Source organism: Actinomycetospora aeridis (genome assembly GCF_037400275.1).
In the GTDB taxonomy this organism is placed as follows: domain Bacteria; phylum Actinomycetota; class Actinomycetes; order Mycobacteriales; family Pseudonocardiaceae; genus Actinomycetospora; species Actinomycetospora aeridis.
Genome location: NZ_JBBEGL010000005.1, coordinates 138235 through 152502, shown reverse-complemented (window position 1 = coordinate 152502; position 14268 = coordinate 138235). Strand labels below are relative to the sequence as shown.

Genomic DNA, 14268 nt, shown 5'->3' with positions numbered 1-14268 from the left:
CCGTCACCGGAGCGCAGTCGGTTCCTGTCGAGCCGTTCACCGGGTAGCGTGACGCTCGGCGACGATCCGCTCTCGTTCCGTGTGTGAGGCGGTGGGCGGGGAGGCGGAGTGCAGATCCGGGTCCTCGGTGCCGTCGAGATCGTCACCGCCGACGGTGCGGTCGTCGATCCCGGGGCGCCGAAGCGCCGCGCCGTGGTCGCCGTGCTGGCGCTGGCCGCGAACCAGGTCGTCGACGCGGACACCCTCGTCACCCGGGTCTGGGGCGACGAGCCCCCCACCCACGCGCGCACCGCACTGCACGGCCACGTCTCCGCGCTGCGCAAGCTGCTCGCGCCGCACGCGGCGCGCCTGACCAGCCGGGGCTCGGGCTACGAGCTCATCGTGCCCGACGGCGCGGTCGACGCCCTGCGGTTCACCGAGCTCGCCGACCGCGCCCGGCAGGCCGCCGACGAGGAGGCGGTCGCCCTGCTCCGGGAGGCGCTGGGGCTCTGGCTGGGGCCGCCGCTCACCGGCGTGGCGAGCAGCCTGCACCTCGACGCCACGGCGGTCCGGCTCGTCGACGCGCACCGGCGCGTGGTGAGCGATCTGGCCCGCCGGCTGCTCGACCTCGGCCGTCCCGAGGACGCCGCGGCGCTGCTGCAGGACCACCTGCTGGCCGATCCGTTGCGCGAGGACCTCGCCGCGATGGCCATGCAGGCCCTGGACCGCGCCGGCGACCGGGCGGCGGCGTTCGAGGTGTTCGGCCGCACCGAGGCCGCGCTGCAGCGGGAGCTCGGCGTCGAGCCCTCGGAGTCGCTGGCCCGCGAGCACGAGCAGCTCGTCTCCGGCGCCCCGGAGGACACCGGGCCCGCCGCGACCCCGCCCGCGCCGCCGTCCGTGCCCCCGCCGCCGGCCCCGGCCCGTCCCGTCCCCGCGCAGCTCCCGGCCCGCGACGCCGGCTTCCACGGACGCGAGGCCGAGCTCACCCGCCTCGACGCCCACGCCCCGGCGGGCTCCGGGGGCGCGGTCGTGGTGCTGCACGGCGTCGTGGGCGTCGGCAAGTCCGCGCTGGCGCTGCGCCACGCGCACCGGATCGCGGGCGAGTTCCCGGACGGGCAGCTCTACGCCGACCTCGGCGGGGGCGACGCGGCGGGTCCGGTCGGGCCGGACGCGGTGCTCGCCGGGTTCCTCGACGCGCTCGGTGCACCCGATGACGCCCGCGGTTCGGGTGTCCCCACCGACCGGCTGGCCGCGCAGTTCCGCTCCCTGGCCGCGGGCCGGCGCCTGCTCGTCGTGCTCGACAACGCCCGCGACGCCGCGCAGGTCCGCCCGCTGCTCGCGCCCGACTGCCTGACCCTGGTGACGAGCCGGCGGCGCATGGACGCCCTGGTCATCGAGCAGGGCGCCGCGCACGTGGAGCTCGACGTGCTGGGCACCGACGAGGCGACCGGCCTGCTCGCCGCGGCCCTCGGCGCCGGTGCGCGGGCGGACGCCCGTGTCGGCGAGGGCACCGACGCCCGCGCGCTCGGTGACCTGGCGGCGCGCTGCGGCGGGCTCCCGCTGGCGCTGCGCCTCGCCGTCACCTCGCTGATCACGCACCCGACGTGGGACGCGCAGCAGCTCGCCGACGCGATCGCCGACGACGACACCCGGTGCGCCCTGCTCGTGACCCGGGAGAACGGCGTCGGGGCGCTCGTCGCCGCGACCGCCGCGACGGTGCCGCCCGCCTCGGCCCGCGCGCTCGACCTGCTGGGCCTGCACCCCGGCCTGGTGGTGGACCGGTTCGCGGTCGCGGCGCTGCTCGACACCACCCCGGAGGGGGCCCGGGAGCGCCTCGAGGACCTCGCGCGGGCGGGTCTGCTCGTCGAGGGGCCGACGGGTCGCTGGCGCCGCCACGACCTGGTCCGGCTCCACGGCCGGCACCGGATCGCCGACGACCCGGAGCGGCCCGCGGCCGTCGCCCGGCTCGTCGACTACTACCGCCAGGCGGTCACCGCGGCCGTCCGTGCCCTCGACGCGCAGCCGGCCGGCCCGGCGGAGGGCGCGGACGCCGGCGCCCGCCCGCTGCCGCCGCTCGACGACGAGGACGCGGCCCGGCGGTGGGTGGCCACCGAGGAGACGGCGCTGCACGAGCTGGCCCGGCTCGCCGAGAGCACCCAGGACGACGCGGGGCGCGAGCTCGCGGAACGGGCGCGGGACCTGCGCCGGCGACCCGCCCGCCGGCGTCGCGCGGTGCGCTGACCCCGTGCGCTGACCCCGTCGGGCGTCAGCGCCAGACGAACGACAGCACGACCTCGGCCGCGACGACCGTGGCCATCGCCGGGATCGCCCAGCGCGGGGTGTCCACCCGCTCGGCGGCGTGGTACCTCGCCGCGATCGCCGAGCCGACGAGCACCGCGCCGACCTTGACCGCCATCTTGAGCGGATCCTCGTCGAGGGCCAGGAGGGCGGCGAGCCCCCACAGGAGCAGGCCGGTGAGGGCGGCGCCGCCGACGGTCGGCAGCCACACCCACTTGAAGATCTTGAGCGGCCCCGCGGGGGCCACCGAGAGCTGCAGCCCGACCGCGACGACCATGCCGACCACGGCGACGAGGTGCAGGACGAGGACGACGGTGAAGGTGGCGTCGCCGAAGGCGGACATGACGGTTCCCCTCAGTCCATCAGCACCGACACCGCGACCTCGGCGACGACGATCCCGGCCAGGGCGGCGGGCAGCGTCGGGGTCACCCCGCGACGGCGGAAGTAGTAGACGAGCACGGTGACGCCGAGAACGGTCATCAGCGTGCCCTTGATGATCATCTTGATGTGACCGTTCTCCTCGCCCGCGGCGATCCCGACGCCGATGAGCGCGAAGCCGGACAGGCTCATGACGAGCACGCACCACGCCCACAGGGAGATCAGGGGTGTGCCCGCCGGTCGCTGGCGCTGGACGGCCCAGGCGGCGACGAACCCGGCCATGCCGAGCAGGTGGACGATCACGAGCAGGGAGAGCAGGACGGTCACGTCGGCCTCCGGGGCGGTGCTGGCGGTGGACGGGCGGGTCAGCCCGCGACCGGCGCGGGGAGCGGCGCCGGCCGGGGCACGGTGGTCGGGGCGCCCACGGCCGCGGACGCGGCGGGGGCCTGGGTGCCGCGGACGCGCTGGACGCGGCGCAGCGCGCCGACCGCGGCGCGCTCGAGGGCGACCTGGCGGGTCATCGCGGGCACGGAGACGTAGAAGCGGGCGTCGGCCGGGCGCAGCCGCGCGAGGTCGCGGGCGACGGGACGCGGCGCGCCGGCCTGGAGCTCGACGAGGTCGGCGAGCAGCTCGGCGCTGCGCGAGAGCATCGGGCCGGCGCCGCCGCGCAGCTGCATGAGGCCGAAGACGTAGAGCCCGGCGGCCTGCTCCGGGAGCATCCCGAGCACGCGGCGCGGCACCCCGTGCTCCCAGGTGAAGAGGTCGTCGTCGAGGAACGGGAAGCTCACGGCGTAGCCCGTCGCCCAGATCACCGTGTCGTAGTCGGCGGCGGTCCCGTCGGAGAAGTGGACGGTGGAGCCGTCGAAGCGCTCGATGTCGGGCCGCGGCGAGACCTGGCCGTGGCGCAGCGCGTAGAGCACCTGGCTGTGGATCGTGACCTGCTCGTCGAACAGGCGGTGCTCGGGCTCGGGGAGGCCGTACTTCGTGAGCGGCCCGTGGATCAGGCGCAGCGCCGACCCCGTGACGAGCCGCTGCACCGCCACCGGCATCCAGGGATTGTTGAGGTCGGTGATCGGGGTGCCGAAGAGTGTCTTGGGCAGGAAGTGGTGGCTGCGGCGCATCGACAGGTCGGCGTGGCCCACCGCGCGGGCCGCCTCCACGGCGAGGTCGCAGCCGGACACGCCGCCGCCGACGACGAGCACCCGCTCGCCGTGCAGGTCGGCCGGGCGCTTGTAGTCCTTGACGTGCAGCTGGCGGCCGGTGAAGTGGCCGGGGCGCTGGGGGACGAACGGGTCCCAGTGGTGGCCGTTGGCGACGACCACGCCGGCGTAGTGCCGGGTCGCGGTGCGCCCGGCGTGCTGCGTCGTGACCAGCCAGCCGTCGGTGCCGTCGGCGCGCCCGGCGGGCTCCACTGCGGTGACCTCGGTGTCGAACGCGATGTGGCGGCGCAGGTCGAAGCGCTCGGCGTAGTCGCGCAGGTAGGCCAGCAGGTCGGTCCAGTGCGGGAAGTCCGGCAGCGTGGCGGGCATCGGGTGCTCGGCGAAGCCGGTGCTGGCGCGCGAGGTGATGAGGTGCGTCGAGTCGTAGACGCCGTCGAGCCAGTTGCCCCCGACGTCGTGCCGGGCCTCGACGACGTCGACGTCGACGCCCCGGTCGCGCAGGGCGCGCGCGGCGCCGAGGCCGGCGAAGCCCGCGCCGATGACGCAGTGCGTCCCCGCCTGCGTTCCCGGCTGCGTGCCCGGTGATGTCGGTGTCATGGGACGGCCTCTCGGTCGGGTGGTCTCAGGCGGCGTGGGCGAGGCCGGCGGCGAGCTCGGCCCGCCCGTCGGCCCCGAGCACGTCGAGGCAGGCGCCGAAGGCCGCGTCGGTGCGCTCCTCGGCCTCGGCCCGCCGGGTGGCGGCACGGTCGGGGTCGTCGGCACGGCGCGCGACGGCGTCGTCGACGTCCTGGGGGCGCCATCCGGTCTGGCGCAGGCGGTCCGGGCCGACCTCGGGGTCGGCGAGCACGGCGTCGACGACGCCCATGCCGGCGGCGCGCAGGGCGGCGAAGTGCAGCCCGCCGCGCAGCTCGCGCACGACGAGCATCGCGTGCCCGAGCCGGGCGGTGTCCCCGTCCGGGCGCGTCGTCGCCCGCCACCCGGAGAAGAGCGGCAGCGCGCTCGCGTCGGCGGCGTCGGCGACCGCGTAGAGGTGGTCGGCGAGACGGTCGCGATCGTCGACGGCCCCGAGGTGCTCCTCGGCCCAGTCGGCGCACGCGCCGGCGAACTCGTCCACCGCCTCGCCGGCCGGCACCGCCGCGGTGGCGCCGAGCGCGAGGTCGACCAGCCACCCCGGGAAGATGCCGAACAGATCGGCGACGACACCGGCCGGCGGGTCGCCGAGTACGGCCGAGCGCCCGCGGAAGTAGAGCGAGCGCGGGGGCACGCCGAGACGGCGCTCGTGGGTCGCGAGCTGCGGCGACGCCATGAAGCGACCGCCGCGATGGACGATCACCTCGCGCATTTCGCGCGCGCATTCCTGCGATTCCATGGAGAACTCCCGTCGGCCCCGCGGGCCCGCCTGCGAATGGCGCTGTGGATGACGGTCGATGTCGTCGAGCCGGGAAGTTATCAGGTGTAACTGAGCGCTGGCAACCCCGTCGAGCAGGGCATTCCCCGATCGATCGGCGCAAGATCCGGATACATGGATCTCGTTGTCCGTTCATCGGAACACCTCATATTGATCTCGTGTTCATGTATCCGGGAGACGCCGACCGCGAGCATCTATTTTTTTCGTTATCACGTGTATCTCCGCGCTCTCGGCGGCCCACTGTCATCGGTGAGAAGGATTTCCGAGGCCGAGCGATCGGCAGGCGGCGGGAGGCTGACGTGGCCCCAGAGGTGGCAGTCATCGGGAGCGGGGCGGCGGGTCTGTCCGCGGCCCACAACCTGCGGGAGCACGCGACGGTGACCCTCTACGAGGCCGCCGACCGTCCCGGCGGGCACGCGCACACCGTGGAGGTGTCCGACGCGGGCCGCGTGCTCGGCCTGGACACGGCGTTCATCGTCTACAACGAGCCCAACTACCCCGAGCTCATGCGGCTGTTCACCGACCTCGGGGTCGAGGGCGTCGAGCACCCGGGCCGCTTCAGCTTCTACGACCTCGACACCGGCAGCTGCTACGTCTCCGACGACTTCACCCTCACCGAGGAGGAGGTCCGCCGGACCTGCCCGCCCGAGTTCCTGGGGCTCTGGCGCGAGGCGCAGCGCTTCCACCGCGAGTCCGCGCGCGACTTCGTGCGGCGGAGGGTGGACATGCCGCTGGGGGAGTACCTCGAGCGCAACGGCTACAGCGAGGAGTTCCGTCACGGCTTCGTCGTGATGATGTGCTCCACGGCCTGGGTCGTGCCCGCCGAGAAGATCTGGGAGATGCCGGCGGCGACCATCATCGCCTTCTTCATGGCGCACGGGTCGCAGCCCCTCGGCGGCAGCGGCGTGCCCTGGCGCACCGTGCGCGGCGGCAGCATCACCTACGTCCGCCGCGCCGTGGAGGAGCTGCGGGCCGCCGGCGGCTCCCTCGAGCTGCGCACGCCGGTGCACGGGGTGCGGACCGAGCCCGACGGGTCCGGCGTGGAGGTGCGCACGGCACGGGGATCGCGCCGTTTCGACCAGGTCGTGGTGGCCACGCACGCGGACCAGGCGCTCGCGGTGCTCGACGAGCCCACCGACCTCCAGCGCCGGCTGCTCTCCACGATCCGCTACCACCCGAGCACCGCGATCCTGCACACCGACCCGGCCGTCATGCCGGCCGACCGCGACCGGTGGCGGAGCTGGAACTACGGGCGGATCACCCGGCACGGCGAGCCGCTGCCGTGGGTCGTCTACCACCTCAACCAGCTGCACCGCCTCGACGCCACCACGGACTACCTGGTGTCGGTCGAGAGCCCGATCGCCCCGCGCGACGAGACGGTGATCTCGGAGATCCCCTACTCCCACCCCACGTTCGACCTGCCCGCGCGGCAGGTCCAGTTCGAGATCGACGCCATCAACGAGGGGTCGCCGGTGAAGTTCGCCGGCTCGTACTTCCACTCCCGGTCCTTCGGCCCGGACTCCCTCGGCAACCACGACACCGCCGTCGGCGCCGGGCGGTCCGCCGCCGAGTGCGTCGTCCGCGACCTCCCCACGACCACCGGCAGCCCCGAGCTCGTCACCACGAAAGGCGGAGTCCGATGACCCAGTCCACCCACCGCGGCGCCCTCTCGGTCGAGGAGGTCACCCGCTGGCTGACCGAGAAGATCGGGCAGCGCCTGGGCGTCCCGGCCGGGACGGTCGAGACCGCGAAGTACTTCGACGAGTTCGGGCTGGACTCCACCGAGGCGCTCGTCCTCGCCGGGGAGCTCGAGGCGTGGCTCGGCTTCGAGCTCGAGACCACCGCGCTCTGGTACCACCCGACGATCGGCGATCTCGCGGTCTACATCGTCGAGCGTCAGGACGCGGCGTGACCCCGCCGCTGCTGCGGACGCTCCGGGAGGGCGGGACGCACGTCGTGCTCGTCCACCCCGGGGCGATCGCGCCCGGCGCGTACCGCGGGCTCGCGGACGCGCTGCCCGCGGGCACCGGGCTCGTCGTCGTCGACCTCGAGCAGGTGCCCGCGTACTACGGAGCGGCGCTGACCGGCGGCCGCACCGACACGAGCATCGAGGCGCTGGCCGACGTGGTGCTCGGGGCGACCGGGACCCCCACGAGGCCGTGGGTGCTCGCCGGCTGGTCGTTCGGTGGCGTGATCACCCACGCGATGCTCGACCGGCTGCCCGCCGGGGGGCGTCCCGAGCGGGTCGTCGTGATCGATGCGCTCGCTCCCGTGCCGGAGTACACCGCCGACGAGTCCGACGGCCTCGACCGCGGGGTGGTGCTCGGGTGGTTCGCCGGCTACCTCGGCGCGAAGCGCGGCGCCCCGGTGGCGGTCGACCGCGACGAGCTGGCGGTGCTGCCCCCCGACGAGGGGCTCGCGCGGGTCCTCGCGGCGGGGATCGCCGGCGGGGCGCTGCGCCCCGGGACCCCGGTCGCCGGCCTGCGGAAGGTCTTCGAGACCTACCGCGACGGGCTCGTGCGCAACAACCGGCTGGTCCGCGCCGGGACCGCCCGCCCGACCGACGTGCCGCTGACGCTGCTGCGCCCGGAGCGGGGTCTCGTCACCCGGCCCGGCGCGCTGGGCTGGGAGCGGCTCGTCACCGACCCGACGGTGCTGACCTGCCCCGGCGACCACTACACGACCCTGGCCTCCGACCGGACCGCGGCGCTGTTCGCCGCGACCGTCGTCGAGGCCCTCGAGCAGGCGCCGCGCCCCGCGCGGATCGCCTGACCCGGACACCCGAGGGGCTCACCATGGACGGACCGTCACGACTCGCCGACACCCCCATCGCCGTCGTCGGCCTGGGCGGGCTCTACCCCCGCTCCGGGGACGTGCGCGAGTTCTGGGGCAACGTCGCCGACGCGAACGACTGCATCACCGACGTGCCCGCGTCGCACTGGAGCGTCGAGGACCACTACGACCCCGACCCGACCGTGCCGGACAAGACGTACTGCCACCGCGGCGGTTTCGTCCCGCCGGTCGACTTCCCGCCGATGGAGTTCGGGCTGCCGCCCTCGACGCTCGAGGTCACCGACGTCCTGCAGCTGCTGAGCCTCGTGGTGGCCAAGGAGACCCTCGCCGACGTGCCGGGCTACGACCCCGCGCGCACCGGCTGTGTCCTCGGGGTCACCGGCGCCAACTCCCTGACCCAGCCGCTGGCCTCGCGCCTGCAGACACCGACGCTGCGCCGGGTCGCCCTCGACTGCGGGCTCGACGAGGAGACCGCAGACCGGCTCGCCGACGGCTTCGCCGACGCGTTCGCGCCGTGGGAGGAGAACTCGTTCCCCGGCATGCTCGGCAACGTCGTCGCCGGGCGGATCGCCAACCGCTTCGACCTCGGCGGCACGAACTGCACCGTGGACGCGGCGTGCGCCAGCTCGCTGGCCGCCGTGCACACCGCGGCGATGGAGCTCGTCGCCGGCCGCGCGGACCTCATGCTCTCCGGGGGCTGCGACGCCGAGAACACGATCTTCATGTACCTGTGCTTCTCGAAGACGCCCGCGTTCTCGAAGTCCGGCACCATCCGGCCGTTCGACAGCGGCGCCGACGGCACGCTGATCGGCGAGGGCATCGGGATGCTCGCGCTCAAGCGGCTCGCCGACGCCGAACGCGACGGCGACCGCGTCTACTCGGTGCTGCACGGCATCGGCAGCTCCAGCGACGGCCGCGGCGCCAGCATCTACGCCCCGCAGGCCTCGGGCCAGCAGGTCGCGCTGCGCCGCGCGTACGACGACGCCGGGGTGGGCGCCGAGGAGATCGGGCTCGTCGAGTGCCACGGCACCGGCACCCCCGTCGGCGACCACACCGAGCTCTCCGCCCTGCGCGAGGTCTACGAGGAGGCCGGCGCCGCACCCGGTTCCGTCGTCGCGGGTAGCGTGAAGTCCCAGATCGGGCACACCAAGGCCGCCGCGGGTGCCGCCGGGCTGATCAAGCTGTCGATGGCCCTGCACCAGAAGGTGCTGCCGCCGACGATCAACGTCGACACCCCGGCGCGCGGCCTGGACGGCTCCCCGTTCCAGATCAGCCCGACCGCGCGGCCGTGGGTCGCCGACCCGCAGCGTCCCGTGCGGCGTGCCGCGGTGTCGTCGTTCGGGTTCGGCGGCACCAACTTCCACTGCGTGCTCTCCGAGTACGAGAGCCGGCCCGCCGACCTGCAGGTCCGCCACCCGGTCACGCGCGTGCACCTCTGGCACGCCCCCGACCCGGAGGCCCTGCTCGCCGCCGTCGAGGCCGACCCGGAGGGGCTCGACGACAGCACACCGGTCCCGGCCGACCACGCCCGTCTCGCCCTCGTCGCGCGGGACGCCGACGAGCTCGCCCGGCTGCGCGAGGCCGGCACGACCCGCCTGCGTCAGGACCCGGGGGCGGCGTTCGACCTGCCCACCGGGGTCTCGTACCGCCCCCGCGCCGCCGACGCCCTCGGTCGCGTCGCCGTGCTGTGCGCGGGCCAGGGCAGCCAGTACGTCGGCATGGGGCGCACGGCCGCGCTCGCCGTCCCCCCGGCGCGCGAGGCGCTGGACGAGGCGAACCGGGCCACCGCGCTCACGCCGTCCCTGGCCACCGCGCTCTACCCGCCGCTGTCCGCCGGCGAGGAGGACGCGGCCCGCGAGGCGCGGCTGCGCGCGACCGACCACGCCCAGCCCGCGATCGGGGCGGTGTCGGCCGGACAGTTCCGCTACCTGTCCGCGCTCGGCTTCACCCCCGAGGGCGCGCTCGGGCACAGCTACGGCGAGCTCACCGCGCTGTGGTGCGCGGGCAGCCTCTCCGACGCCGACTTCGCGACCCTGTCGGCCGCGCGCGGCGCGGCGATGGCCGCGGCCGGCGGCGACGACCCCGGCACCATGGCGGCCCTGCCCGTCGGGCCGGCCGAGGCCGCGCGGCTGCTGGCCGACCACCCCGACGTCGCGGTCTGCAACGTCAACAGCCCCGAGCAGGTCGTCGTCGGCGGGTCCACGCCCGCCGTCGAGGCGCTGGTCGCGGCCTGCGCGACCGCCGGGGTGAAGGCCTCGCTGCTGCCGGTGGCCGCCGCATTCCACACCCGGCACGTCGCGGGCGCGGTCGACGGGTTCCGCCGGGCGATCAGCGACGTCACCGTCGGCGGGCCGCGGATCGCGGTCTACCCGAACACCGACGGCGCCGCCTACGGCAGCGACGTCGCGGCGAACCGCGGCGTGCTGACCGACCAGCTGCTCTCCCCGGTGGCCTTTGCCCCGCGGCTCGAGCAGATGTACGCCGACGGGTTCCGGGTGTTCGTCGAGCTCGGCCCCCGCACGGTGCTCGCCGGCCTGGCGAGCGCGACCTTCCGCGGGCGGGACGACGTCGTCCTGCTCTCCGCCGACGCCGGTCCGCGGGGGGACGGCGACCGCGCGCTCAAGCACACCGCGGCCCGCCTGGCGGTCCTCGGGCTGCCCCTGTCCGGCTTCAACCAGTTCACCGCCCCGCCGGCCACGCCGGCACCGACCAAGGGAATGAGGATCGCGATGACCGGGGTGAACCACATCTCCGACGAGCGGCGGGCGTACCACGAACGCCTGGCCGCCGCGGGCCAGGACGGCCCGCCCGAGCCCACTCTTCCGACTCCCGAGCCGGCGCCGGTCGGAGTGCCCGCCGCCGTGGGCGCCGCTGCCGACACCGGCGACGTCCTGCGCAGCCACCTCGCGATGCACGAGGAGTACCTCGCGGGCCAGCTGCGCATCGGCGAGCAGCTCACCGCCGTGCTGGCGCAGCAGGCGCAGGCCGAGACCCCCGACCCGGAGGTCATCGGCGGCATCACCTCGGTCACCGAGCACAGCCTCGCCATCGGGCGCAGCCACGTGCACGCCAGCCAGGTGCTGCGCAGCCTCGTCGAGATGGACGGGGGGCTCGCCCCGAGCGAGCCGGTCGCGCCGCTGCCGCTGCCGGAGGAGCCGGTGCGCCCGGCGCCGGTGCCGACCAACGGCCACAGCACGAACGGCCACGGCACGAACGGGCACGGCACGAACGGGCACGGCACGAACGGGCACGGCACCAACGGCCACGGCACCAACGGCCACGGCACCAACGGCCACGGCACCAACGGGCACGGCACCAACGGCCACGCCCCGGTCGTCCCGGAGGTGACCCCCGAGGTCGTCGCCGAGGTCGTCGCGGAGGTCGCCGCTCCGGCCGTCCCGCAGCCCGGGGCGACGGCACCGACGGTGTCCGTCCCGGCCGCGGCAGCGCCGGCTGCCCCGGCGGCCCCGGCGGCCCCGGCACCGCCGCCGCCACCCGCACCGACACCCACACCGCCCGACCCGACACCGGCCCCGGCGGCCGCCCCGGCCGCCCCGGCCGCCCCGGTCGCGGTCGCCGCGCCGGCCGTCGACGACGCCGTCGTCACGCGGGTCCGCACGGCCCTGCTCGACCTCGTGGCCGAGAAGACCGGCTACCCGACCGACATGCTCGACGCCACGATGGACGTCGAGTCGGACCTCGGCATCGACTCCATCAAGCGGGTCGAGATCATGGGCGCCCTGCGCGAGCAGTTCCCGGGCGCCGAGTCGGCCAGCCCCGAGGAGCTGGCCGAGCTGCGCACCCTCGACGACATCACCGGATTCGTGGCCGCGGCGGCCGGGGGCGAGGTGAGCGCCGACCCAAAAGCACGTGAGGGCGGGTCCGGCCGAGCAGGAGTAGGCCGGATGCAGGCGCGTCTCGCGCCCCTGCCCACGATCGACGTGATCGACGGCGCGTTCGGCACCCGGCGGGCCCTGCTCGCCGGGGCCGGGCCCCTCACCGACGCCCTGCACCGGACGCTGTCCGGTGCGGGGTGGACGGTGGGCCGCTCGCTCGACGAGCTGGGCGGGGTCCTCGACCTCGCGCTCCAGGTCGTCGACGAGCACGCCGCGGCGACCCCGACGGCCGCGCTCACCGCGGCCCTCGGGCTCGCCCGCACGACCCAGCGGCCCCTCGAGGCCGCCGCCGGGGACGGGCGCGCCGCGTTCGTCACCGTCACCCGTCTCGACGGTGCGCTGGGCCTCGGCCACGGCGTCGCCCGGGCCCGCGCGGTCCTCGGTGGCGTCCCGGGTCTCGTGAAGACCCTCGCCGTCGAGGCCCCCGCACTCTTCTGCCGCGCCCTGGACCTCGACCCCGCCGTGGGTGACGACGAGGGCGCGGCGCGGATCGTCGACGAGCTGCACGACGTGGCCCGCGACCTCACCCAGGTCGGCCTCGGCCCGGCGGGCGCGCGGTGCACCGTCGGGCTCGCCGACCTGCGCCGCCCCGACGACGGGCTGCCCGCCGGTGACGTCCCCGGCGGGCAGCCCGGCCCCGACGACCTGCTGGTCGTCACCGGCGGCGCGCGCGGGGTCACCGCCTCGTGCGCGGTCGGGCTCGCCACCCGCCACCGCACCGGCCTGCTGCTGCTCGGCCGGACCGCGCTCGGCGACGAGCCCTCCTGGGCCACCGGTGTCGCCGACGACGGCCTGCGCGCCGCCGCGGCCGCCGCCCTGCGCGAGCGGGGCGAGAAGCCTGTCCCGCGCGAGGTGGCGCGGCTCGCCGACGGCCAGGTCGCCCAGCGCGAGATCCGGGCGACCCTGGCCGCGATCCGGGCGGGGGGCGCGCAGGCCGAGTACCTCGACGTCGACGTCACCGACCCGGCCGCGACGGCCCGGGTGCTCGCCCCGTTCGCGGAGCGGGTCACCGGTGTCGTGCACGGCGCCGGGGTGCTCGCCGACCGGCTCGTCGTCGACACGAGCGGCGACGACCTCGCCCGCGTGCTGGCCCCGAAGATCGACGGGCTGGCCGCGGTGCTGCACGCCCTCGAGCTCGCCCGCCTGCGCCACGTGCTGCTGTTCTCGTCGGTAGCCGGGTTCTTCGGCAACCGCGCCCAGGCCGGCTACGCGATGGCCAACGAGGCGCTCAACCGCGTCGCGGTCGGGCTCAAGCGGGCGGTCCCGGACGCGCGGGTGACCGCGCTGAACTGGGGCGCCTGGGAGGGCGGGATGGTCACCCCGGAGCTCGCGGCGATGTTCGCCGAGCGCGGTGTCGTCCTCGTCCCCGTCGCGGACGGGGTCCGGATGTTCGTCGAGCAGTTCGATGCCGCCCACGGCGACGACGTCGTGTGCGTGCTCGGCCCGACCTCGCCCCTCTCGGCCCCCGAGCGGGACGGGAACTCCGGCACGACGACCGTCGTGCGCGACCTCGGCGGGCTGCGGGACGACCCCGTGCTCGCCGCGCACACCCTCGGCGGCGTGCCGGTGCTGCCGGCGACGGCCGCGCTCGGCGCGGTGCTCGAGGTCGCGGTGCGCTCGGGGCGGATGGCCGCCCCGCGGAGCGTGACGCGCTTCGGCGTGCTGCGCGGCCTGCGCCTCGACCCGACCGACCCCGCCACGCCGCGCTCGCTGCGGCTGGCTCTCGACGGGGACGAGCGCGCCCTCGACGTCCTCGTGCACGACGACCGCGGCGTGCCCCGCTACCGGGCGTCCCTCGCCGCGGCCGCGCTGGACGCGGTCCCGGACGTCACCGGCCTGCCCGATCCGGCGGGTGCCACGGCGCTCACCGCCTACACCGACGGCGCCCTGTTCCACGGCCCGGCGCTGCGGGGCCTGACGGGCGTGCTGACCGACGACGCCGACCGGCTCGTGCTCGCCGCGCAGCTGGCCGCCGGCGAGATCGGCGAGATCGGCGAGATCGGTGGGGGCGGCTGGTCCACCCCTGCGTGGAGCCCCGTGCTCGCCGACCTGCTCCTGCAGGCCGCGCTCGTCCGGGTCCATCGCCACGCCGGCCGCCCGTGCCTGCCGACCGGTATCGGGCGCGTCGACCTGCACGCCCCGCTGCCCGCGGACACGCCGTTCGTCGTCGTCGCCACGGGCTTCACCGGCGGCGGTGACGCCCTCCGCGGGGACGTCACCGCCTGCGCCCCCGACGGACGCGTCCTCGTCGCGCTGCGCGACGTCGACGTCGTCTGCTCGCCCGGTCTGGCCGAGCAGTTCGGAGCCGTCCCCACCACCGGCTCCGTCCCGGCCTGAGCCCCCGCGATCCGGAGGA

The 14268-nt window shown here is 75.9% G+C and carries 9 protein-coding genes; 5 read left to right on the top strand and 4 right to left on the bottom strand.

The genetic code is table 11. The features are described from left to right. Window positions 1-108 precede the first annotated feature (108 nt). Window positions 109-2220 (top strand): AfsR/SARP family transcriptional regulator, encoded by a 2112-nt coding sequence (locus tag WCD41_RS18870; RefSeq protein ID WP_337715178.1) that lies wholly within the window; start codon window positions 109-111, stop codon window positions 2218-2220. Window positions 2221-2245: 25 nt separating this feature from the next. On the opposite strand, the gene WCD41_RS18865 is transcribed toward WCD41_RS18870, so the two are convergent. From WCD41_RS18865 to WCD41_RS18850, 4 genes are read right to left on the bottom strand one after another with little or no spacing between them, the layout of a single operon-like run. Further along, the gene (locus tag WCD41_RS18865) at window positions 2246-2620 is read right to left on the bottom strand and encodes a hypothetical protein (RefSeq protein ID WP_337715176.1); all 375 of its coding nucleotides are present in this window, start codon (window positions 2618-2620) and stop codon (window positions 2246-2248) included. 11 nt (window positions 2621-2631) lie between these two features. Then, on the bottom strand, window positions 2632-2982 hold the full coding sequence (locus WCD41_RS18860) for a hypothetical protein (RefSeq protein WP_337715174.1): 351 nt from the start codon (window positions 2980-2982) through the stop codon (window positions 2632-2634). Window positions 2983-3020: 38 nt separating this feature from the next. Next, complete coding sequence (locus WCD41_RS18855) at window positions 3021-4412, bottom strand: flavin-containing monooxygenase (protein ID WP_337715172.1); 1392 nt, start codon at window positions 4410-4412, stop codon at window positions 3021-3023. A gap of 25 nt (window positions 4413-4437) precedes the next feature. Continuing rightward, window positions 4438-5184: an SCO6745 family protein gene (locus WCD41_RS18850; RefSeq protein ID WP_337715169.1), complete on the bottom strand. Its 747-nt coding sequence runs from the start codon at window positions 5182-5184 to the stop codon at window positions 4438-4440. Window positions 5185-5534: 350 nt separating this feature from the next. On the opposite strand from WCD41_RS18850, the gene WCD41_RS18845 reads away from it, so the two are divergent. The 4 genes from WCD41_RS18845 to WCD41_RS18830 are packed head-to-tail and all read left to right on the top strand — an operon-like array spanning window position 5535 to window position 14249. Beyond that, window positions 5535-6866: an NAD(P)/FAD-dependent oxidoreductase gene (locus WCD41_RS18845; RefSeq protein ID WP_337715167.1), complete on the top strand. Its 1332-nt coding sequence runs from the start codon at window positions 5535-5537 to the stop codon at window positions 6864-6866. Continuing rightward, entirely contained in the window at window positions 6863-7135 is a 273-nt protein-coding gene (locus tag WCD41_RS18840; protein WP_337715165.1) for an acyl carrier protein, read from the top strand. The genes WCD41_RS18845 and WCD41_RS18840 overlap by 4 nt, the downstream gene beginning before the upstream one ends. After that, window positions 7132-7995: a thioesterase domain-containing protein gene (locus WCD41_RS18835; RefSeq protein WP_337715163.1), complete on the top strand. Its 864-nt coding sequence runs from the start codon at window positions 7132-7134 to the stop codon at window positions 7993-7995. The genes WCD41_RS18840 and WCD41_RS18835 overlap by 4 nt, the downstream gene beginning before the upstream one ends. Before the next feature lie 23 nt (window positions 7996-8018). Continuing rightward, window positions 8019-14249, top strand: coding sequence for a beta-ketoacyl synthase N-terminal-like domain-containing protein (locus WCD41_RS18830; protein WP_337715162.1), 6231 nt, complete (start codon window positions 8019-8021; stop codon window positions 14247-14249). Window positions 14250-14268 lie beyond the last annotated feature (19 nt).

What these genes read in the sequence shown, in the direction of transcription:
- WCD41_RS18850 (WP_337715169.1), bottom strand. Translation starts at nt 5,184, where the DNA reads ATGGAATCGCAGGAATGCGCGCGCGAAATGCGCGAGGTGATCGTCCAT.
- WCD41_RS18855 (WP_337715172.1), bottom strand. Translation starts at nt 4,412, where the DNA reads ATGACACCGACATCACCGGGCACGCAGCCGGGAACGCAGGCGGGGACG.
- WCD41_RS18830 (WP_337715162.1), top strand. Translation starts at nt 8,019, where the DNA reads ATGGACGGACCGTCACGACTCGCCGACACCCCCATCGCCGTCGTCGGC.
- WCD41_RS18840 (WP_337715165.1), top strand. Translation starts at nt 6,863, where the DNA reads ATGACCCAGTCCACCCACCGCGGCGCCCTCTCGGTCGAGGAGGTCACC.
- WCD41_RS18865 (WP_337715176.1), bottom strand. Translation starts at nt 2,620, where the DNA reads ATGTCCGCCTTCGGCGACGCCACCTTCACCGTCGTCCTCGTCCTGCAC.